The 21140-nt window shown below is 40.3% G+C and carries 19 protein-coding genes; 15 read left to right on the top strand and 4 right to left on the bottom strand.

The genetic code is table 11. The annotated features are described in order from the left end of the window. The first annotated feature begins 62 nt into the window (after nucleotides 1–62). The 14 genes from J2T50_RS01515 (at nucleotide 63) to ftsY (ending at nucleotide 15328) form a co-directional block, all read left to right on the top strand. Nucleotides 63–2867, top strand: coding sequence for a phage tail tape measure protein (locus J2T50_RS01515; RefSeq protein WP_253362951.1), 2805 nt, complete (start codon nucleotides 63–65; stop codon nucleotides 2865–2867). Next, complete coding sequence (locus J2T50_RS01520) at nucleotides 2864–3502, top strand: phage tail family protein (protein ID WP_253362953.1); 639 nt, start codon at nucleotides 2864–2866, stop codon at nucleotides 3500–3502. The genes J2T50_RS01515 and J2T50_RS01520 overlap by 4 nt, the downstream gene beginning before the upstream one ends. Beyond that, nucleotides 3502–5121 carry a phage tail protein gene (locus J2T50_RS01525; protein ID WP_253362955.1) on the top strand — a complete coding sequence of 540 codons (1620 nt, stop codon included), beginning with the start codon at nucleotides 3502–3504 and terminating at the stop codon, nucleotides 5119–5121. Before J2T50_RS01520 ends, J2T50_RS01525 begins: the two co-directional genes overlap by 1 nt. Then, nucleotides 5122–6915, top strand: coding sequence for a phage baseplate protein (locus tag J2T50_RS01530; protein ID WP_253362956.1), 1794 nt, complete (start codon nucleotides 5122–5124; stop codon nucleotides 6913–6915). Between the two features lie 13 nt (nucleotides 6916–6928). Continuing rightward, on the top strand, nucleotides 6929–7342 hold the full coding sequence (locus J2T50_RS01535; RefSeq protein ID WP_253362957.1) for a phage holin family protein: 414 nt from the start codon (nucleotides 6929–6931) through the stop codon (nucleotides 7340–7342). Nucleotide 7343: 1 nt separating this feature from the next. Next, entirely contained in the window at nucleotides 7344–8201 is an 858-nt protein-coding gene (locus J2T50_RS01540) for an N-acetylmuramoyl-L-alanine amidase (protein WP_253362958.1), read from the top strand. A 289-nt stretch (nucleotides 8202–8490) separates the two neighbouring features. Then, complete coding sequence (locus J2T50_RS01545) at nucleotides 8491–8889, top strand: RNA polymerase subunit sigma-70 (protein ID WP_253362959.1); 399 nt, start codon at nucleotides 8491–8493, stop codon at nucleotides 8887–8889. Then, complete coding sequence (locus J2T50_RS01550) at nucleotides 8882–9058, top strand: SHOCT domain-containing protein (RefSeq protein ID WP_253362960.1); 177 nt, start codon at nucleotides 8882–8884, stop codon at nucleotides 9056–9058. The genes J2T50_RS01545 and J2T50_RS01550 overlap by 8 nt, the downstream gene beginning before the upstream one ends. A gap of 44 nt (nucleotides 9059–9102) precedes the next feature. After that, a complete protein-coding gene (locus J2T50_RS01555) occupies nucleotides 9103–10020 on the top strand; it encodes a recombinase family protein (protein WP_253362961.1) in 918 nt (305 codons plus the stop codon). After that, nucleotides 10013–11572, top strand: coding sequence for a recombinase family protein (locus tag J2T50_RS01560; RefSeq protein WP_253362963.1), 1560 nt, complete (start codon nucleotides 10013–10015; stop codon nucleotides 11570–11572). The genes J2T50_RS01555 and J2T50_RS01560 overlap by 8 nt, the downstream gene beginning before the upstream one ends. Before the next feature lie 89 nt (nucleotides 11573–11661). Next, on the top strand, nucleotides 11662–12195 hold the full coding sequence (locus J2T50_RS01565) for an NUDIX domain-containing protein (RefSeq protein ID WP_436299882.1): 534 nt from the start codon (nucleotides 11662–11664) through the stop codon (nucleotides 12193–12195). A gap of 163 nt (nucleotides 12196–12358) precedes the next feature. Beyond that, nucleotides 12359–13156 (top strand): HAD family hydrolase, encoded by a 798-nt coding sequence (locus tag J2T50_RS01570; RefSeq protein WP_253362967.1) that lies wholly within the window; start codon nucleotides 12359–12361, stop codon nucleotides 13154–13156. Further along, nucleotides 13150–13962, top strand: a complete 813-nt coding sequence (locus J2T50_RS01575; RefSeq protein ID WP_253362968.1) for a Cof-type HAD-IIB family hydrolase — start codon at nucleotides 13150–13152, stop codon at nucleotides 13960–13962. The genes J2T50_RS01570 and J2T50_RS01575 overlap by 7 nt, the downstream gene beginning before the upstream one ends. Nucleotide 13963: 1 nt before the next feature. Continuing rightward, a complete protein-coding gene (gene ftsY, locus J2T50_RS01580; RefSeq protein WP_253362969.1) occupies nucleotides 13964–15328 on the top strand; it encodes a signal recognition particle-docking protein FtsY in 1365 nt (454 codons plus the stop codon). Between the two features lie 312 nt (nucleotides 15329–15640). Here the strand turns inward: ftsY and zwf are convergent, their stop codons facing one another. From zwf to J2T50_RS01600, 4 genes are all read right to left on the bottom strand, one after another. Next, nucleotides 15641–17125, bottom strand: coding sequence for a glucose-6-phosphate dehydrogenase (gene zwf, locus J2T50_RS01585; protein WP_253362971.1), 1485 nt, complete (start codon nucleotides 17123–17125; stop codon nucleotides 15641–15643). A gap of 78 nt (nucleotides 17126–17203) precedes the next feature. Further along, entirely contained in the window at nucleotides 17204–18019 is an 816-nt protein-coding gene (locus tag J2T50_RS01590; protein WP_253362973.1) for a TIGR03943 family putative permease subunit, read from the bottom strand. A 1-nt stretch (nucleotide 18020) separates the two neighbouring features. After that, entirely contained in the window at nucleotides 18021–18923 is a 903-nt protein-coding gene (locus J2T50_RS01595; RefSeq protein ID WP_253362975.1) for a permease, read from the bottom strand. Beyond that, nucleotides 18923–19066, bottom strand: a complete 144-nt coding sequence (locus J2T50_RS01600) for an SPJ_0845 family protein (protein WP_253362977.1) — start codon at nucleotides 19064–19066, stop codon at nucleotides 18923–18925. The genes J2T50_RS01595 and J2T50_RS01600 overlap by 1 nt, the downstream gene beginning before the upstream one ends. A 111-nt stretch (nucleotides 19067–19177) precedes the next feature. On the opposite strand from J2T50_RS01600, the gene ligA reads away from it, so the two are divergent. Further along, nucleotides 19178–21136 (top strand): NAD-dependent DNA ligase LigA, encoded by a 1959-nt coding sequence (ligA, locus tag J2T50_RS01605; RefSeq protein ID WP_253362979.1) that lies wholly within the window; start codon nucleotides 19178–19180, stop codon nucleotides 21134–21136. Nucleotides 21137–21140: the final 4 nt, after the last annotated feature.

Consider the following 21140-nt stretch of genomic DNA (forward strand, 5'->3'; position numbering starts at 1 on the left):
TAGTTCAGACACCAGAATTGGTGTCTTTTTTATACCCATTTTTAAAGAAAGGAGGAATGCTTATGGCAAATAGAATCAAGGGAATCACAGTTGAAATTGGCGGCGATACGACTGGTTTAGATAAAGCCCTAAAAGGTGTCAATACCAATATTCGTAATACGCAATCAGCTTTAAAAGACGTCAACCGATTATTAAAATTAGATCCAACTAATGCAGAACTCTTAGCGCAAAAACAAAAACTACTTCAAAGCGCTGTGAAAGAAACTAGCGATAAGCTAACGGCTTTAAAAGACGCTGATAAACAAGCCAAAGTGCAACTCGAAAATGGAACGCTTGGACAAGAGAAGTATGATGCTCTACAACGAGAAATCATCGAAACCGAACAAGAACTTGAAAAGCTAAAGGAACAAGCTAAACAAGTGCCATCAGCACTGTCTGCGTCTATGCAAGAATTAGGTGGGAAAATTAAGGGTGTAGGCGATAAGACGACAGAAGTTGGTACAAAGATGACTACTCATATCACAGCACCTATTACAGCACTCGGTGCAGCTAGCCTTGCAGCCTTTAATGATGTCGATAATGGGATGGACACCATTGTCACAAAAACTGGGGCAACTGGTGATGCGTTAGAAGATATGCAAAAACGCATGGAAAACCTAGCCACAAGTATTCCAACGGACTTTGAAACGGCTGGTGCTGCCATTGGGGAAGTCAATACTCGTTTTGGTTTAACAGGAGACGCTTTAGAAGACTTATCGGGTAAGTTCATCAAGTTTGCCCAGCTGAATAACCTTGATGTTTCTACCGCAATTGATAATACGCAAAAAGTTATCGCCGCTTTTGGATTGAAAGCAGAAGATACAGGAGCCTTACTTGATACCATGAATGCAGTCGGTCAACGAACAGGTATTAGTATGGATACCTTAGCGACTAGTATGGTCACAAACTCTGCTGCTTTACAACAACTTGGGTTCTCGGCAAGTGACGCTGCCAACTTCTTAGGAAATGTCGAGATGTCTGGTGCGGATACATCACAAGTCATGAGTGGTTTGACAAAAGCGCTCGCCAATGCCACTGCCAAAGGAAAGCCGATGAATGAGGCGCTAAAAGAAATCCAAGACAGTATGGTAAATGCTTCAAGCGAAACAGAAGGTCTAAAAGCAGCCTATGAACTCTTTGGTAAAAAAGCAGGCGCTGCCATTTATCAAGCCTGTAAAAATGGGTCACTCTCATTCGCAGAACTCGGTACATCAATGAATGATAATCTTGGAAATGTCGAGAATACCTTCAACGAAACGTTAGATCCAATTGATAGTTTTCAAACGACATTGAATGCCTTAAAGCTAGTTGGTGCAGATGTAGGGAATTCATTGATGACGGTTTTACAACCTGTCTTAAAACAAGTGGCTGATGTATTAAGGAATTTAAAAGAAAAGTGGAATAGTTTATCACCTGGTATGCAACAAGCTATCGTAAAATTTGGATTAATTGCTGCAGCTGTTGGTCCTGTTTTAATCTTTGTAGGCAAACTCATCACAGCTGTAGGGACAATTACTTCAGCACTTGGTGGGTTAATTGGTTTATTAGGTGGAACGGCTACTGGAACAACAGCTGTTGGAGTTGCTGGAGCTGGAAGTGCTGCAGGGACAATGGCGGCAGGGGTAGCTGCAGGAGGCGCTGCGACAGGTTTTGGTGCGTTGAACTTGTCGCTACTTCCTATTATTGGTATTATCTCAGGAATTGTGGCGGCAGTTGCTTTAATTGTTCTTGCGATTAAAAACTGGGGAGCCATTACGGAGTGGTTTAAAGGCTTGTGGGAGACAATCTCTACTTTCTTACAAACCACATGGCAAAGTATCGCCACATTCTTTACAAGTATTTGGGATAACTTATCTACTACCTTTAGCACTGTATGGGAAACTATCAAAAATATTTTAACTGTAGCCTTGATGTTTATCGTTGAACTCATCACAGGCTATTTTAATTTGATTATCTTACCGTTTCGCTTTATTTGGGAGAACTGTAAAGAGACGATCATGAGTGTGTGGAATGTCATCAGTGATACGGTAACTACAGTATTCTCTGCGATAAGTAGTTTTATTGGGAGTGTTTTAGCGGTTATTCAAGGTGTCTTTTCAACTGTTTGGAATGCGATCCGTACCGTTATTTCAACTATACTAACAATCATTCAAGGAATCATCACGACAGTATTTAATACCGTAAAAGGATTTATTAGTTCGATTTGGAATAGTATCGCAAGTACGATTAGTGGAGTCATAAATGGTATTAAAAATACAGTATCTAGTGTGTTTAATGCTGTAGCTAGTACTGTGAGTGGTGTCTTTAATGGTATCAAAAATACAGCTGTGACGATTTGGAATGGTATCAAACAAGCCATTACGACACCGATTGAAGCTGCGAAGAATAAAGTTAAATCAGTTGTTGATGCGATTACTGGTTTCTTTGGTAGTATCAGACTACAACTACCCCACATTAAATTGCCACACTTTAGTATTCAAGGGAGTTTTTCACTTGCTCCACCAAGTGTGCCGCATTTAGCCATTGATTGGTATAAAGAAGGTGGGATCATGACCCGACCAACCTTGTTTGGCATGAACGGTTCTTCACTCATGGCTGGTGGTGAGGCAGGCGCAGAGGCGATACTACCACTGCGTGGTTTTTACAATCAATTAAACAAGATGTTAGATGAAAAACTAGGCATGAACAATCTAGAACCTTATTTACAAATTATCGCAGACAATAGTAGTAAAGGGATTTATTTAGAAGATGGGACACTGGTTGGAAAATTACTACCAGCTATTGATAGTGGTCTGTCACATTTAGCTGTTAGGAGGGAAAGAGGATGATTGAATTAAGTTTAGATGATGTGAACCTATACCAACGTCATCAAATCGTACTGGAAGAATTTCATATTGGAATACCTGAACCACAACTGACACTGGTGGAAGTACCTGGTCGAAATGGAAAACTGGATATGAGTGAGGCACTAACAGGTTACACAACCTACCATAACCGCTCCATTGAACTGGTGTTTGGGATAGTAGGAGATGATGCCACATTAGAACAGAAACGTCAGGCACTAGGCTATCGATTGTTTAACCGTGAAGTCAGAATTCATTTTTCTCATCTCAATGGCTATTTTAAAGGGCGCTGTGTGATCACAGATGTGACACGAGAACATGGTCACTATACAGTGAAAGTGCAGTGCGATTGTTTTCCTTATCGTTTTTTAGATAGGGAGTTTCATCAAGAACGTACTCTTTCTACTACACCTACTAGTCTGTTGTGTTTATGTATGATGATGCCAGTTGTACCTAAAATTGAAACAACAGGGAATGCGACAATTCAATTTAAGGGGGCTACCTTTACAGTTCAAAAAGGCGTTCATACACTACCTATTTTATTTAAAACTGGAAATAATGAACTGAAAGTCAGTGGTAGTGGCGTGATAAAAGTATCATTTAAACAGGGGGTGATTTAATGTACAGTATTTATGTTGATAATGAACAGTTGTATCATCCACATTTTGAAGACTACAGTGTGCTAGATGCTGAGCTGAAACTAGGATTGAATGAATCAGGGATACTCAAAGTGACGATTCCAAAGTCTAATCCAAGTTATGGCAAAGCAAAACTCATGAAGTCACTCATTACGGTTTATGATGATGGACGATTACTCTTTCGTGGTAGGCCTTACGCACCAACACTTGATTTATTTCAAAATGATATGATTGAATGCGAGGGCGAACTCGCTTTTTTTAATGATTCCATGCAAGAGCCGTTTAACTATTCGGTGGGGGATGTGGCGACTTTGTTTCGTACTATAATTACTAACCATAATAACCAAGTAGAACCAACTAAGCAGTTTATGGTTGGAAATGTGACGGTCAGAAATGACACCGAAGAAGGAAATATCGTCCGTTCAAGTGATCAGTATTTATCCACATGGAAAGTACTCAAAGAGAAGTTTTTAGATTTGCTCGGAGGATATTTATGGATTCGTCATGAAAATAATAGGGTATATATTGATTACTTAGCAGACTTACCGTTTTTAAGTAATCAGACGATTGAACAATGCGTCAATTTGATGGACGCTAAAAAAGAGATGACCAGTCATGAACTTGCAACAGTCATTTTACCAGTAGGGGCAAAAGTAAAAGATGCAGATGGGAGAGATACAGACGAACGCTTAACACTACAAAAGACACATGGTTATAAGGAGTTACGAGATGAAGAAGGGATTAAGCGTTATGGTGTGATTAAGAAAATAGTTGTACATGACCATATCACCACACCTGAACGTCTACTTCAAGCAGGTAAGAAAGACCTTGCCGAGGCAATGGGGCTTAGTACAAAATACACCTTAACCGCTGCCGACCTTTCAAAAGCAGGAGTGAGTGTCTCGCCTTTTTTACTTGGCACACAAATTCCAATTAAGATTCCAAACTTTGACTTGGAACAGAAAATGCTCGTACGTTCACTGTCTTTAGACTTACTCCACCCTGAAAAGAATATCTTAACCATCGGTACAGAGTTTAAGTCTTATGTGCAAGATAGCTTAAAAAGTCTCCAAACCTTAGAAACCGTCTATCGAAATTTAGAACGTGAAGTGAAAAGTGAGAGTGATTTGGCAGTAGTTCGTGCGGTTCGTGAAGCGAACTCAAACATTAGTCAGTCAGCTAACGAAATACGACTGGAAGTGGCAGATGGTTATTACAACAAGGAAAAAGCCAATGAGCTCCTTGAACAAGTCAAAACGTTGATTAAACAAACCGCAACAAGTATTGAATTTCTCTTTCATGAATATAAACGTGAACAAGGCGCAATCAATGGTAACACTGCCTCCAAGTTTGCGGAAATCACGAAGTACATTCGCTTTGAAGATGGGGATATCTTACTTGGCGAAACTAATAACCCCATTACACTTCGGATTGAAAATGACAAGATTGTCTTTCGTGAAAGTGGAGTAGATACAGCTTATTGGAAAAATCGAAAGTTTTATGCGGTAGATGGGGAGTTTTTGACGAGCTTGAAATTAGGAAAGTTTGCTTTTATCCCAAGGGAGACAGGAAATTTAAGTTTTACAAAGGTGGTGAATTAGATGGCAAACAATGGATCATTTAATACAAATGCGTATGAATCACGCTCCTTAGTGTTTGAGTGGAATGTGGCTAGTCAGTCGATTGACCGCAATCAAACAACGATAAACTGGAGTGTGAAAGGTGCTGGAGGGAATCCAACTATTTGGTATATGTCTGGGAATTTTAAAGTGGTGATTGATGGGTCGACCGTATTTAGTTCGGCTACACGTATTCAACTCCAAACAGGTACGAAAGTCGCAAGTGGAACCTATACTTTTAACCATAACAATGATGGAAGTCGTAGTTTTAGTGCGAGTTGTGAAGCTGGGATTTATTATTTTGCGGTTAATTCTCGTGGAAGTGGTTCTTGGTCATTACCTACTATCGCAAGAGCCACACAACCAACTACGAATAAAACGACTTATGCATTTGGTGAGAATATCGTTATCAATTTGCCACGAGCTAGTTCGAACTTCACGCACACCATTCAAGCAGGTGTTGATGATGGCGGTATTGCTTTTCAAAATATCGCAACAGGAGTAGGGACAAGTTATACATGGGTATTTCCTAAAAGTTGGGCGAATTATATTCATAGCTCCAGTCAGAAATTAAGAATTCGAGCCTATACCTATTCTGGTGGGACGCAAATTGGTGTAAAAGAAGTCAGCCCACAGCTTACCATTCTAGCGACAAGTGATATGAAACCAGTTGTGAGCTTGACACTCACAGATGAGAACCGACTGAAAGAAACGTATGGTGGATTTGTCAAAGGGCAATCTAAAATTAAAGCAGTTGTGAGTGAACGCTTTTATGGTAAAACAAAGGTCGCTTCAAGAACGCTCCTATTGAGTGGCGTTACCTATCCAAGTAATACCGCTGTTTCAGAAGTTCTTTCAAGTACCACGCAAGTCGTTACCGCAACTGTGACAGATACTCGTGGTTTAACTGGGGCAGTTACGGAACATCCAGTTGTGTTTGATTGGTATACACCACGAATTTCTAGTTTATCCATTTCAAGGTGTCAACCCAATGGAACACTCAGTGATACTGGTACATCTGTTAAAGTCGTGTTTAAACTAGATATTGCACCAGTCAATAATAAAAATAAACGTTCCTTTAAAATAGGGTATAAGAAACAAACCGAAAGCCAGTGGCGTTATCATACAGTGACTGTCACGAGTTACTTGCAAAGTGGGAATATAGTCTTACCGACTGATGGAGAGAATACATGGGATATTCGATTAGAAGTAACTGACGCCTTTACGACTTATGTACTTGACCAAAAGGTTGGAACGGTTTATGTGTTGATGGACTTTCATAAGTCTGGAAAAGGTATCGCACTAGGGAAAGTTGCTGAATTTGAAAATTGTTTAGATATAAGCCCAAGGTGGCACATTAAAGTGAATGGGCACCCATTAGACCAATACATTAAACAGCTCTTACTGGCTAGTTATCCAGTAGGGGCTATTTATATTGGGACAACGAGTACTAATCCATCCATCTTTCTAGGAGGAACATGGGTAAGATTTGGACAAGGACGGACACTCGTGGGACTAGATGAACATCAGGCTGAATTCAACGTAGCTGAAAAGCAAGGTGGAAGTAAAGACTTACCTTTACCACAAGTTGGTGGACTTGGGATAGGAAATCATCATGCTTATTTAGATCAAGGAAAACTAACCAATCATGGTTCTACTGGTCGTGGATGGGACAAGTTTGCAGGAAACGAAATTAAACCTGCCGTTAAGAAACCAAACGGTTATGACAAACTACAACCGTATATTACGGTTTATATGTGGAAACGCACAGCATAAAGGAGGAAAACAAATGAAAGAATTATGGGCAATGAGCCAAGCCATTATTACTGGACTCGGTGGATGGCTTGGTTTTTATTTAGGAGGAGTGGATGGTATATTGACCGCACTTGTATTATTTGTGGTGGCTGATTATATCACGGGTATTATGTGCGCCATCGTGGATAAAAAGTTATCAAGCTCAGTAGGGTTTAAAGGCATCTTTCGTAAGGTGCTTATTTTTGTGATGGTTGGGGTCGCTAATGTACTCGACTTACACATTATTGGAAGTGGTAGTGTGGTACGTACAGCTGTTATTTTCTTTTATCTATCCAATGAAGGGATTAGTTTATTAGAAAATGCGGCTTACTTAGGCTTACCTATTCCAGAACAATTAAAACTAATTTTACATCAGCTACATGATCGTAATGATAAAGGAGGAAACTAATATGGTAGAAAAAATCAATGTAAATTTAATGAATGTTGGACGTTTGGCAAGTATTGACTTTGTGGTCATTCATAACGATGCAGGAAGTATGACACCTGAACAGTACATTAACTGGTTACGTAACAGAAACAAGGAACTAGGAATTGCCCACTATTACATCAATCGCCATACGATTGCACGAGTGATTGATAACTATAATATTGGTTATCACACAGGTGAGTGGCATAGCAATACCCACTCTATTGGTTACGAAGTATGTGAGAGTTTAAAAGTTGGAGATGCAGAGTTTTTAGCTAACGAAGATATGGCTTTGATGCAAGCGACAGAAGACTTACTTTTCTACAACTTACCAATCAACCATCAAACGGTGCGACTTCATCATGAGTTCGTACCAACTACTTGCCCACACCGTTCACTAGCACTTCATGGTGGAACAACAGGGAGTGTAAAGGATTACTTTGTATCACGCATGAAGTACTTTGTGACACTTGGAAAGACTGTTGATGAAATGCTTGCGAAGAAAGGTACTCCGTCAGCAACTCCTCAACCGAAACCACAGCCATCTTCAACTAAAAAGTCAATTGATGAAGTGGCACGAGAAGTCTTGAACGGTAAATGGGGGAACGGAGCTGAGCGCAAATCTGCGCTGGAGTCTGCAGGTTATTCTTATAGCCAAGTTCAAGAACGAGTAAATGCCCTTATTTATGGCACAGTACCACAAACCAAATCTCTTGATGAAGTAGCTAAAGAAGTCATCAATGGGCAATGGGGAAATGGACAAGACCGTAGAAATAGACTCATGGGTGCTGGTTATAATTATGACCAAGTACAACAACGAGTGAATGAGTTGTTAGGATAAGCTATAAAAAGTAATAAATCAACTATAGTTTGTATATTACTCTTTTAAGCTCTGAGATATACAATCTGAGTATAGATTAGAGGAAATCAGTCTATACTCATATTTTTATTTTTAATACAGGAAAGATCTATCGTAGATTTTTAATGTCTACGGTAGGTCTTTTTTTGTTTTAGGGGGTTCATTTCATAAAAAAGTCTTTGCCTATAGATTTAGGAAGATTGGAGAAACGTTTAAAAACTAGTACTTAAAGTCAGCCCAACTGTCCTATTTCTATTAGGAGGATAAGAATATGAATGATAAACAAAAAGAAGATATAACACAACTTAGAAAAAATGGCTTAGGCTATAAACGTATTTCAGTTATTACTGGAGTCTCACTTAATACTGTGAAATCCTACTGTAGACGTTGGAATGTAGATAAAGAGATAAGTACGGATGGTGACGTATGTCTGTTATGCCAAACGCCACTACATCAAACAAAAGGAAAGAAATCTAAAAAGTTTTGTAGTGACGCTTGTCGGATGAAATGGTGGAATATGCATTTAAATAAAGTAAATAGAAAAGCCTATACCACTCATGAATGCCTAAATTGTAAAAAAGAATTTCAGTCGTATGCCAATAAAGAGAGAAAGTATTGTAGTCATGAGTGTTACGTGGCGTATCGCTTTGGAGGTGTTAGTTATGACTAATGAAGAATTTATTCATGAACTAGCCTATCAAGTTACGATGCTTCAAGCTACAAAGCTATTAAATGATGAAGTTATTGAGAAAGAACAGTATGAAGATTTTCAAAGAAAAATGCTTGAAATGTATCAACCGATTTTTAGTCAATACATGGACGAAACACTTGATAAATAAAGCGTTTAGAGTGATATATAGTACTACAAAAGGAGGATCATACAATGAAACAGATACGAAAAATCACTCTATCAAAACTACCTGAACAAAAGAGGTTAAGGGTAGCAGCCTACGCACGAGTATCGCATACTGGTTTACTTCAATCGTTATCGAATCAAGTGAGTTATTATAATGACTTAATCGGACATCATCCTGAATGGGAATTTAAAGGTGTTTATGTGGATGAAGCAACGAGTGGACGAAACACAAGTAAGAGAAAAGAATACCAAAGGCTAATTAGTGATTGTCGAAAGGGAGAAATAGATATTATTTTAACGAAATCGATCTCACGTTTTGGACGAAATACGGTAGAGTTGCTTAAGACCATACGTGAATTAAAACAACTAAATATCAGCGTTCGATTTGAAAAAGAAAATATTGATACCTTAACAACTGATGGAGAGCTACTACTCACACTTTTAGCGACACTTGCTGAAGAAGAATCGAAAGCTATCAGTGAAAACATTAGATGGAAAGTAAAAAAGCAGTTCGAACAAGGCTTACCTTACATTAAACAAGATATGTATGGCTATCGGTTTAAAGAAACAAGATATGAAATCGAGCCAAAGGAAGCTGAAGTTGTGAGACAAATATATACGTGGTATTTAAACGGACTAACGCCAACCTTTATCGCAAGAGAGCTAAACGAAAAAGGAGATAGAACACGAAAAGGAAATCTGTTTACACGAAGTATTGTTCATAGAATTTTAGGACAAGTTGCCTATACAGGCACACTTATCCTACAGAAAACATACCATATAGGTCATAAAGGGCGTTCCGTTGAAAATAAAGGGGAGCGAACAAAGTACATCGTAGAAAATGCCCATGAAGCGATTATTTCCCAAGAAATGTTTGAAGAAGTGCAACAAGAGAAAACAAGAAGAAGTCTACACAATAAGAAAAAGGAGAAACATCATGACTAAAAAGATTATTACAATAGAACCTGCGAAGACTATTCGTTCATCAGAACTACCTAGTCTAAAGAAACGTAAAGTCGCAGGGTATGCAAGGGTATCTACGGATCATGATGACCAAACAACCTCTTACGAAGCACAGATGAATTATTACACTGAGTACATCAGTAGTCGTTCTGATTGGGAATTTGTCAAAATGTATTCTGATGAAGGTATAAGCGGAACGAATACGAAGAAGCGTTTAGGATTTCAAGAAATGGTGGAAGATGCTCTGGATGGTAAAATTGATTTAATCCTTACAAAGTCAGTGAGTAGATTCGCAAGAAATACCGTTGACTCATTAACAACCGTTAGAAAACTAAAAGAAGTAGGCGTTGAGATTTACTTTGAAAAAGAAAATATCTGGACACTTGATTCTAAAGGTGAGTTGCTCATTACTATTATGAGCTCCTTAGCGCAAGAAGAAAGTCGCAGTATTTCAGAGAACGTCAAATGGAGCAAGCGAAAACTTGCGGCAGAAGGAGCAGTTAGTTTTGGATATGGCAATGTATTAGGTTTTAAAGTAGGTGAAAATGGAGGATTTGAGATTGATGAAGACGAAGCTAAAATCGTCAGATATATTTTTGGATTATTTCTTCAAGGAGAAAATCCAAATAGCATCGCAAAGTTACTTACACAGAAAGGAATCCCTACACCAGCAGGGAAAACAGTATGGAGTTACGCAACTGTAAAACGGATGTTGCAGAATGAAAAATATAAAGGAGATGCCTTACTTCAAAAATCATTCACGGTTGACTACTTAACGAAACAGAAAAAGAAAAATGAGGGGGAACTGCCACAATACTATGTGGAGAATAACCATCAAGCCATTATCGATAAAGCAACCTTTGATTTAGTTCAATTGGAACTTCAAAAAACGCACAATCGAAATAAAGTGAGTTTTTGTGGGAAGATAATCTGTGGTTGTTGTGGTAACAGCTATGGCAGACACGTCTGGCATTCCAATAGTGAGTACAGACAGTATGTCTATAGATGTAATCAAAAATATAAAGGGAAAAAGAAATGTGACACGCCATCATTGAAAGAGGAGCATATCCATAGGTGGAGTATTCAAGCCATCAATCAGGTCATCACTAACAAAACAGAGATTATCCAAAATATGGAGATGTTAGTAACCATGCTTGAGAACACAGATGAATTAACAGAAATTATCAAAGACTTAGAACTTGAGATGGCAGACATTCAGGAACAAGCAGAAAAGATGGTAGAGCGAAATACAAAAGTTATCCAAAATCAAGAAATCTATCAAGCAGAATACGATGAGCTAGTCAGTAGGTATGACAAGTTACAAAGCAGGCTTCTTGAGAAACAAAGTACTCTACAACTCAAGAGAAAACGAAGTGCGGACGTGAGGTTGTTTGTAGATTTGTTAGACAAACAAGAACACATGGTCACAGCATTTGATGAGAAGTTATTCAACACCTTAGTTGACAAAATGGTGATATATACAAAAGAAAAAGTGGAAGTCCACTTCAAAAACGGTCAGGTTATCGAAATATAATCTGGCTGTTTTTATAAATGGAATGAAAGTCTCTTTTTATGATATAATAAGAAGAATTGAACAGAATGCAGAAATGGAGGGGATTCAAATTGGATGAAGAATTATATATAGAACTAGAAGACACAGAGTGGAAATATGATTTTATTGATCACGACAGGCAGATTGTTCGTGCAATTGTTTGTGATGAAAACAACTTCTATTTTGTTCGAGTAAAGAGAAATGATGACTTTGGAAAAGCAACCTTAATTGAAACAGCGGGCGGCGGAGTGGAAGATGGTGAAAATCTATCAGATGCCATTCAGAGGGAATTAAAAGAAGAACTAGGTGTACAAGTTAAAATTGTTTGTAAATTAGGCGTTATTAGCGACTTTTATAACTTAGTTCATAGGCATAATATTAATCATTATTTTTTATGTGTGGTTTTATCAGAAGGAGATAAACAGTTGACCCAAGCTGAAAAAGAGGAGTTTCAGTTATCCACTTTAAAACTGTCGTATGAAGAAGCTGTAGAAGAGTATGAAAAAGCAAGTATTACAAGATTAGGCAGATTGATTGCTAGACGAGAATTACCGATTTTACGACATGCTAAAAGATTAATAGATAAAAAACAAGTGAAAAACTAAAAATAATGAATAAATTACTAAACCTTAATTGAGAAAATGGTTATTTATAAAAATAAAAAAGATTAAACAGAATGCAGATATAAAGGGGTTTACATAAATCGTTACAAGGTGCACACCCTAAATGCCGTTTGCACACCCCTAAAAGAAAAAAGGAGATAATTGTATGATAAAACTGATTGCCACAGATTTGGATGGTACGTTTTTAGATGATCAGAGTCAGTTTGACCGCGAACGTCTAGCCAAACTATTGCCAAAACTTCGTGAAAAAAGAATTTATTTTGTAGCAGCAAGTGGGCGTGCCCTCTCTTCGTTGGAAAGAGAATTTGCTGGCTTTGAAGACCAGATGCTTTTTTTAGGTGAAAATGGTACCGTTGTACGCTCAAAGGATAAGATTTATTATGAGGAAATCATGCCTCGTGAGCTTTACATGCGTATTGTTCGAAGTATCAAGGAAAGTCGCTTCCAAAATGCTGATGCGATTCACGTTTCAGGTAAAAATGGTGCCTATGGCCTGAAGAGTATTAGTCCAGAATACCTAGCCTTCATGAAGCATTATTATCCAGACTTGATCTTGGTAGATGATTTTGAAGAGGTTGAGGATGAGATTTATAAAGTTGGAGCTAATTTTGTACCTGAGGAGCTGAAGGCGGCGGCTGAGTGGTTGACTGAGACTATCCCAGGTGTTGTATCCATGACCAGTGGTTTTGAGTGCTTGGATGTTATGTTGGACCATGTAGACAAAGGAAATGGTTTGGCACATTTGTGTGAGACATTAGGAATCCAGGCGGATGAGGTACTTGCTTTTGGAGACAACTTCAATGATGTTGGAATGTTGCAATTTGCAGGAAAGGCAGTCGTTCCTGAAAATGCTCAGCCAGAAATCAAAGCCTTAGCAGATGAAATTATCGGAGACCACGATACGGGTTCCGTCATGACCTATATGGAGGAAATTGCATGTTAATCAAACTAATCGCCCTGGATCTTGATGGGACACTATTGAACAGTCAAAAAGAAATATCGGTTGCAAACAAGGAAGCCTTGAAAAAAGCCAGTCAGGCTGGCGTGAAAGTTGTGATTACAACTGGTCGCCCCTTACCAGCAGTAGAGCCATTCTTGAAAGAGTTAGACCTCATCGGAGATGACCAATACTCACTGACCTTCAACGGAGGCTTGATCCAGACCAACACTGGTAAAGTGATTGACCAGATTGGCTTTGGAATGGAGGAAGTGATAAAGCTTCGCGAAGTAACCAACCAGTTGGGACTACCTCTTGATATTGTCCGTGGTGGCGATGTCTATGTTTTGTCTTCTGCGGTTGACTCGCTCTACCCAACCTGCAACCCACTTTTGAATTATCTGCCAACAGAGTTTTCAGACTTGCCAGTTGGTGTTGAGTTCAACAAAGCAATCACAGCTGTCGCCCAAGATTACTTGGATGAACGGATTCAGGATATTCCAGAAGAACTCCATGAGCAGTTCGAAATTTTCAAATCACGAGATATCATTCTGGAGTGGAGTCCTAAGGGTGTACACAAGGCAAATGGTCTAGAAAAATTGATTGCTCATCTGGGATTGACACGTGACCAAGTCATGACATGTGGCGACGAAGAAAATGATTTTTCCATGATTGAGTGGGCAGGTCTCGGAGTCTGCATGGCAAATGGCTCTGACAAGGTAAAAGCTGTCGCAAACGTCGTGACACCAATGACCAATGACGAAGACGCAGTTGCCTGGGTTGTTAACAAATACGTATTAAGCGAGGGATAAGATGGGTTTATTTGACCGACTATTTAGTCGTAAAAAAGAAGAGACAGAAGAGATTCTTTCAGAGGAAGTTACTTCTGAAACTCTTGATGCTGCCACTGACAGTTCAGATGTCACTCCAGAACAAGCCGATGTTGTTCCTGTCGAGACCGAGGAAGCAGTTACTGACGTTTCAACTGAGGAACCAGAAGGAACACAAGAGCCGGTTCTTGATATAGAGGAGCCTGAACAAGTCTCGGCTGAAGTCCAACCACAGGTAGAAGAAGTCGAAACTCCTAGCCAATCTGCTCAAGTTGCGGCTTATTATGCAGCAAAAGAAGCTGCCGCTAAGCGCTTGGAACAAGCAGCGGAAACGGGCGAATCTGTCGCTATCCAGACCAAGTCAGAGGCTGGTCTTGTAGAAGTAGAAGCGCCACAAGAAGACGACGAAGTCGCACCTTCTGAGACACAGGAAGAAAAATACAGTCGTAGTCTTAAAAAAACACGGACTGGTTTTGGGGCCAAACTCAATGAGTTTTTTGCCAATTTCCGTACAGTAGATGAGGATTTCTTTGAAGAATTGGAAGAATTGTTGATTCTTTCAGACGTCGGAGTCAAGGTGGCTTCAAGATTGACAGAAGACTTGCGCTATGAGGCCAAGTTAGAAAATGCCAAATCTTCAGCAGATTTGCGACGTGTTGTCATTGAAAAACTAGTAGATATCTATGAAAAAGACGGTTTTGACAATGAAAAAATCAATCTTCAAGACAATCTCACTGTCATGCTGTTTGTAGGGGTAAATGGAGTTGGTAAGACAACTTCAATCGGGAAATTAGCCTACAAATACAAGCAAGCAGGCAAGAAAGTCATGTTGGTTGCAGCAGATACCTTCCGTGCGGGAGCAGTTGCCCAGTTAGCTGAATGGGGACGTCGAGTAGATGTTCCGGTGGTAATTGGCCCTGAAAAGTCAGATCCAGCCTCAGTCGTTTTTGATGGGATGGAACGTGCTATAGTAGAAAATGTAGATATTCTCATGATTGATACCGCAGGTCGTCTTCAAAATAAAGATAATCTCATGGCTGAGTTAGAAAAAATTGGTCGTATTATCAAACGTGTATTACCAGACGCTCCGCATGAAACCTTGTTAGCTGTCGATGCCTCAACTGGACAAAATGCGCTTAGTCAAGCCAAGGAATTTTCAAAAATTACCCCTCTGACAGGCTTGGTCCTAACGAAAATTGATGGAACTGCCCGTGGTGGTGTTGTCCTAGCGGTGCGTGAAGAACTAGATATCCCAGTTAAATTCATCGGCTTTGGTGAAAAGATTGACGATATCGGAGAATTCCATTCAGAAGACTTCATGAAAGGACTTCTTGAAGGACTTGTGTAAGAAGAATAAAAGAGAGTGGGACAAAAATCGTGATTTCGCAGAAATCGATTTTGCGGACACTTACCTTGCAAGTTCCGTTTTCAGCTTAAAAAGGTCTCCCATACCTTTTTAACCCACCACCGCACAGTTGACTAGCTTCAAAGGTTCAGGGGAATCTTTGAAGGTTGGAGATAGAACTAACAAAGTTAGTCACAAGATTCGAAATTACTTGTATGGCAAGGAATGAGAACATTCAGTCAACCTCTGCGTCAAACTGCTAATTCTAAAAATAGTAAAGAACCTAGGACTGAGTCTCAGGTTCTTTTCTTGTTGTTACAATAAACCGCGTTCACGGTACCAAGTATCTGGTTTCCAGTGCCAGTCGGTTCCATAGCTTTCAAGCAGGTCAAATGCAGCCTGTGGCCCCATGCTACCAGCTGGATAGAGGTGAAGTGGCACTTGGTTTTCTTGCCAAATACGAACGACTTGGTCAATAAATGTCCAGCTCGCCTTGACTTCCTCCCAGTGGCTGAAGTTAGTTGAGTCGCCATTTAAGACATCGAAGAACAATTTTTCGTAGGCTTCAGGTGAATTCCCAAGAGCATCTGCATTGTGGCGGAAGCTCAATTTTGCAGGAGTGAGTGAGAAGCGTGAACCAACTTCTTTCCCGTTGATAAAGAGAGAAAAGCCTTCGGTTGGTTGGATATAGATGGTCAGGATATTTTGCTCTGCATGCTGTCCAAAAATATCAGTCGCTTTTTTGAAGACAATGGTCACGCGAGTTCCTTTTTCGGTCAAACGTTTTCCGGTTCGGAAAAAGAAGGGAACGTCGCGGAAGCGGTCTGTATCTACAAAGAAGACACCACCTGCAAAGGTTTCTGTTTGAGAATTCTCTGTGATATTTGGCTCATCTAGATAGGCAGCGTAAGTATGACCGTCAATTTGGCCATCTGTGTACTGTCCACGGATGAAGTTGCGCTTGATTTCTTCATTGGTCTGCTTTTTCAGATTTTGGAAAACTTTGATTTTCTCAGTACGAACATCGGCTTCGTTAAAGCTTTTTGGTGTATCCATTGCCAGAATAGATAGGACTTGCAGTGCGTGATTTTGAATCATATCTTTCAGCGCACCAGAGTGGTCATAGTAGCCGCCTCGGTCTTCGACACCAATTGATTCTGCAAAGCTGATCTGCACATTGTCAATGAAGTCGCGGTTCCAGATATGCTCGAAGATAATATTGGCGAAGCGAACGGCAAAGATATTTTGCACCATCTCTTTACCTAGATAATGGTCAATACGGTAAATTTGGTCTTCCTCAAATGTTTCAGCCAATTCAGCATTGAGTTTTTCGGCAGTCGCCAAGCTCGTACCAAATGGTTTTTCGATAATCAAGCGCTCAAAGCCCTTACCATTGACAATTTCTTCGGATTTAAGATGTTTTGCAATGGTTCCAAAGAATTCGGGTGCCATAGAAAGGAAGAAAACCTTATTTTCCTGTATACCATACTGCTGGCCTAGTTTGGCTTGCAGTTGACGCAGGGCAACATAGTGCTCTGTATCATTGACATCGTGGCTTTGGTAGTAGAAGTGACTGGCAAATTCGTATGCTTGACGAGGATTGTCCGGCAAGTCTCCCAAGGATTCGATAACGGTTTGTTCAAAAAATTCTTTTGTCCAAGGACGACGAGCAGTTCCAATAACGGCAAAATTTTCCGCAATGTGTCCTGCCTTGTAAAGACGGAAAAGTGATGGGTAGAGTTTGCGTTTTGCAAGGTCCCCGCTGGCTCCAAAAATTGTAAATAATACTGGTGTTGTCATCGTTTCATTCCAATTCTAAAAATATTCATTTTAGTATACCATAAATTTTCTGAAAATTCACTTATATTTCGTTTTTTCTTAGAAAACACGGTAAACATAGGGATTCTTTGGCGTTTGAATTTCTTGAATGCTCTGCAATTCAAGACTAGGAAGAGATTGTTTGAGAGATTTGTGGTAGGTTAGTGTGAGTTTTCCGCTGGCTTTGACCCAGGTATTGTCTGCAAATTTTTGCTGGTCACCTGTTGTCAACAAACCATAGACACCCGAGTCGGCAATACAGTGGATGATACCAAAGCGGAAGAGAAATTGCTGATTGGCATTGTCGGGGTCGTTATAGACAAATCCTGTCAGTTCAATCGTTTTTCCGACAAATTCTTCAGGATAATCATAAATAACTTCCATCACAGCCATGTAATTCTCTTGCGTAATGACGATTTTGTCTTCTTTGATAAATTGATCGGCTACAGCTCGCATTTCCTTGGTGTAGGCCGCTTTTGTGAAGTAAGAAGAAGTGTCCGGTTTGAGGTACTGCACAGAGGTTCCTTCTTGTTGTTGCGTTCCTGCATCTACCCCCGCAGCGAGTGGGAAATGGTAGCCCTTGGCTGCCACAGTTGCAGAGTCTAGATTGACAGTCGGGAAGGTCCAGGCAATCAAGAGCGGCAGGGTTAGCAAGGCGATACTTGCGAATTTGGCTGATTTTTTGGTCAGATGGCTATGCGTTTCCAAGTCTTTCATCCAAACGACCAGTTGGACTATGGCCAAAACAAAGGCTAAAATCATGGACAGAAAGGCTAGGTAAGAGTAGTGCAGATTGATGTACTGGTCTAATTTTCCAGAGGTGTAGAGGTACATTGTCATCTCAAAGTAGCCCGCTAAAATGAGGAATCGTGTCATTCTATAAGCCTCCAATCACTAAGCTATATCCTAAAATAACGATAGAAATAATAGCCATAAATTCGATAATAAAGCGATTGTTGAAGTAGTGCTTCATCATAAGGAGATTTTTAATATCAATCATAGGCCCGATAACTAAAAAGGCCATAACAGGAGCGAGCCCAAAACTTGCTAGAAAAGAAGCACCGATGAAAGCATCAGCCTCTGAACAAAGTGACAATAGAAATGCCATCAGCATCATGACAAGAATAGCAGAAACAGGACTGTGGCCAAGATTTGTCAATAAGCGAGTTGGGACATAGACCTGCACCAGACTGGCAAAGAGGCAACCAAATACTAAATAGCGCCCTGTATCAAAAAATTCGTCGATAGCATGAACGAGAGTGTAGCCAACTTTTTTCCAACTTTTGTGGTGGTGATGGTGGTGGGTTCCTTCTACTTCAATGTCCTTCTTCAGAATAGAAGAAGTGTCTAGAAATCCTAGAAAAATTCCTAAAACCATAGCGACAATCACAGAACCCAAGGCACGAAAGAGGGCAAAGCGAATAGAATTTCCAAAGGCTGTAAAGGTTGAAAACAGTACGATGGGATTGATAACGGGAGCAGTCGCTAGGAAAGGGACTGCCGTGTAAGTAGGGACTTTTTTCTCCAGAAATCGGTGCACGATCGGGACGATACCGCATTCGCAAGACGGAAAGAAAAAGCCGATAAAGGTCCCAAATAAGATGCGCAGAAACTTATTTTTAGGAAGATAACGGTGGACCACGTCAGGCGAAATATAGACTTCGATAAAGCCCGAAATAATGGCCCCAATAAGCACAAAAGGCAGAGCCTCAATCATAATGGATAGAAAAATAGCTCCTGCCTGCAATAAACTAGTTGGTAATTGATGAAAAATAGCCATTATTTTTTATCTTCTTTGTTGTTAGTTACGCTTTTGTCTCTTGATTTAGGATCAGGAAATTCAACTTCTTCCAATAAGTCAAATGATGCAAATTGTTCCAGCATTTTTTCTAAATCGTCTTGTTTTTTAAATGTAACAGCCATGACGGCACCTCCTTTTTATTTTCTATATTATACCCTTTCTTAGAAAAAAATTCACGAGGAAAGTCAGCTTTGTAGTAAGGTAAACTTAAGAAACCGTGGTATAATAAGTATATGAAAAATCGAATGAATGAACTTGTTGAACGATTAAATCGTTATGCCAAAGAGTACTATGAATTAGACCGACCAAGTATTTCCGATGCCGAGTACGACCAACTCTACCGTGAGCTGGTTGCCCTAGAAGAAGCGCAGCCAGATGCTGTTTTGCCCAATAGCCCGACTCATCGTGTCGGCGGAAAGATTTTATCAGGTTTTGAAAAATACCAACATGAGTATCCTCTTTTTAGCTTGCAGGATGCTTTTTCACGTGAAGAGTTGGAAAGTTTTGACGCGCGTGTCCGAAAGGAATTTCCACAAGCAACCTATATTTGTGAGTTGAAAATCGATGGCTTGTCCATTTCTTTGACCTATGAAAATGGGCACTTGGTTGTTGGAGCAACTCGGGGTGATGGCTCTGTTGGAGAAAATATCACTGAAAATTTAAAGCGGGTACAAGGCATTCCCTTGACGCTAACTCGCCCTGAAACCATTACTGTTCGTGGAGAGTGTTATATGCCACGTGCTTCATTTGCTCGGGTCAATCAGCAACGTCAAGAAGCGGGAGAAAGCGAGTTTGCAAACCCACGAAATGCAGCAGCTGGGACGCTGCGCCAGTTGGATACTGGAGTTGTAGCCAGTCGTGGATTGGCTACATTCCTGTATCAGGTGGCTAGCCCGACTACAACGGACAGCCAGTCACATGTCTTGCAGCATTTGGATGACTTGGGCTTTGTGACCAATCATGAATACCATTTTGCCCAGAGCATGGATGATGTGTGGGACTTTATTGAAAAAATCGCAGCCATGCGTGAGGAACTCCCTTACGATATCGATGGAGTGGTGATTAAGGTCAATGACTTGGCCATGCAGGAAGAACTAGGCTTCACAGTCAAGGCGCCACGCTGGGCAGTTGCCTATAAATTTCCAGCAGAAGAAAAGCAGGCAGAGATTTTGTCGGTTGACTGGACAGTAGGACGTACGGGGGTTGTGACACCAACGGCTAATCTTAGTCCGGTTCAGCTGGCTGGGACAACCGTGAGCCGTGCTACCCTGCACAATGTGGACTATATTGCTGAAAAAGATATTCGTATCGGAGACACGGTTATTGTCTATAAGGCAGGAGATATTATTCCAGCGGTTTTACGTGTGGTTCAGGACAAGCGTACAGACCAAGAGGTAATGGAAATTCCGCAGTTCTGCCCGTCTTGTGGTAGCCAGCTTCTGCATTACGAAGACGAAGTGGCTTTGCGTTGCATCAATCCAATCTGTTCTGCACAAATTATGAGTCGTTTGGAACATTTTGCCAGTCGAGATGCTATGAACATTGCTGGTTTGGGGACTTCGATTGTTGAGAAACTGTTTACAGCTGGATTGGTCAAAGATGTTGCGGATATTTACCGATTGGAAGAAGCGGATTTGCTGACGGTTGAAGGTTTCCAAAAAAAATTAGCCGAGAAACTCTACCAGGCGATTCAAACATCCAAGGGAAATTCCGCAGAACGGCTCTTGTTTGGCTTGGGAATCCGCCATGTGGGCAGTAAGGCTAGCAAGATTTTGTTGGAAAAATTCAGCAATTTAGAAAATCTGGCTCAAGCAGAGATGGATGAGATTGCAAGCATAGATGGTTTGGGACAAGTCATTGCCAAGTCCTTGACGACCTTCTTCTCATCAGCAGGTGCCCAGCAATTGCTTGTGGAATTGAAAGAGGCGGAAGTAAACTTGGCCTATCTTGGTCAGGTGGCAGTAGAAGGTACTATTTTATCAGGGAAAACGGTGGTTTTAACAGGTAAATTGGAACGCCTTAAACGAAGTGATGCTAAGGCTAAGTTAGAAAGTTTAGGTGCAAATGTCGCAGGCTCTGTATCGAAAAAAACAGATATTGTCGTAGCTGGGACAGATGCGGGTAGCAAATTAACCAAGGCACAAGAATTAGGAATCGAAATCCAAGATGAAGCATGGTTAGAAAGTTTGTAAGGAA

This window comes from Streptococcus gallinaceus, from assembly GCF_024170225.1.
Classification (GTDB): domain Bacteria; phylum Bacillota; class Bacilli; order Lactobacillales; family Streptococcaceae; genus Streptococcus; species Streptococcus gallinaceus.

Coding starts and splice junctions, on each gene's coding strand:
- J2T50_RS01515 (WP_253362951.1), top strand. CDS start 63: ATGGCAAATAGAATCAAGGGAATCACAGTTGAAATTGGCGGCGATACG.
- J2T50_RS01540 (WP_253362958.1), top strand. CDS start 7,344: ATGGTAGAAAAAATCAATGTAAATTTAATGAATGTTGGACGTTTGGCA.
- J2T50_RS01535 (WP_253362957.1), top strand. CDS start 6,929: ATGAAAGAATTATGGGCAATGAGCCAAGCCATTATTACTGGACTCGGT.
- J2T50_RS01590 (WP_253362973.1), bottom strand. CDS start 18,019: ATGACACGATTCCTCATTTTAGCGGGCTACTTTGAGATGACAATGTAC.
- J2T50_RS01600 (WP_253362977.1), bottom strand. CDS start 19,066: ATGGCTGTTACATTTAAAAAACAAGACGATTTAGAAAAAATGCTGGAA.
- J2T50_RS01525 (WP_253362955.1), top strand. CDS start 3,502: ATGTACAGTATTTATGTTGATAATGAACAGTTGTATCATCCACATTTT.
- ligA (WP_253362979.1), top strand. CDS start 19,178: ATGAAAAATCGAATGAATGAACTTGTTGAACGATTAAATCGTTATGCC.
- J2T50_RS01530 (WP_253362956.1), top strand. CDS start 5,122: ATGGCAAACAATGGATCATTTAATACAAATGCGTATGAATCACGCTCC.
- J2T50_RS01595 (WP_253362975.1), bottom strand. CDS start 18,923: ATGGCTATTTTTCATCAATTACCAACTAGTTTATTGCAGGCAGGAGCT.
- J2T50_RS01520 (WP_253362953.1), top strand. CDS start 2,864: ATGATTGAATTAAGTTTAGATGATGTGAACCTATACCAACGTCATCAA.
- J2T50_RS01545 (WP_253362959.1), top strand. CDS start 8,491: ATGAATGATAAACAAAAAGAAGATATAACACAACTTAGAAAAAATGGC.
- J2T50_RS01550 (WP_253362960.1), top strand. CDS start 8,882: ATGACTAATGAAGAATTTATTCATGAACTAGCCTATCAAGTTACGATG.
- J2T50_RS01570 (WP_253362967.1), top strand. CDS start 12,359: ATGATAAAACTGATTGCCACAGATTTGGATGGTACGTTTTTAGATGAT.
- J2T50_RS01555 (WP_253362961.1), top strand. CDS start 9,103: ATGAAACAGATACGAAAAATCACTCTATCAAAACTACCTGAACAAAAG.
- ftsY (WP_253362969.1), top strand. CDS start 13,964: ATGGGTTTATTTGACCGACTATTTAGTCGTAAAAAAGAAGAGACAGAA.
- zwf (WP_253362971.1), bottom strand. CDS start 17,125: ATGACAACACCAGTATTATTTACAATTTTTGGAGCCAGCGGGGACCTT.
- J2T50_RS01560 (WP_253362963.1), top strand. CDS start 10,013: ATGACTAAAAAGATTATTACAATAGAACCTGCGAAGACTATTCGTTCA.
- J2T50_RS01575 (WP_253362968.1), top strand. CDS start 13,150: ATGTTAATCAAACTAATCGCCCTGGATCTTGATGGGACACTATTGAAC.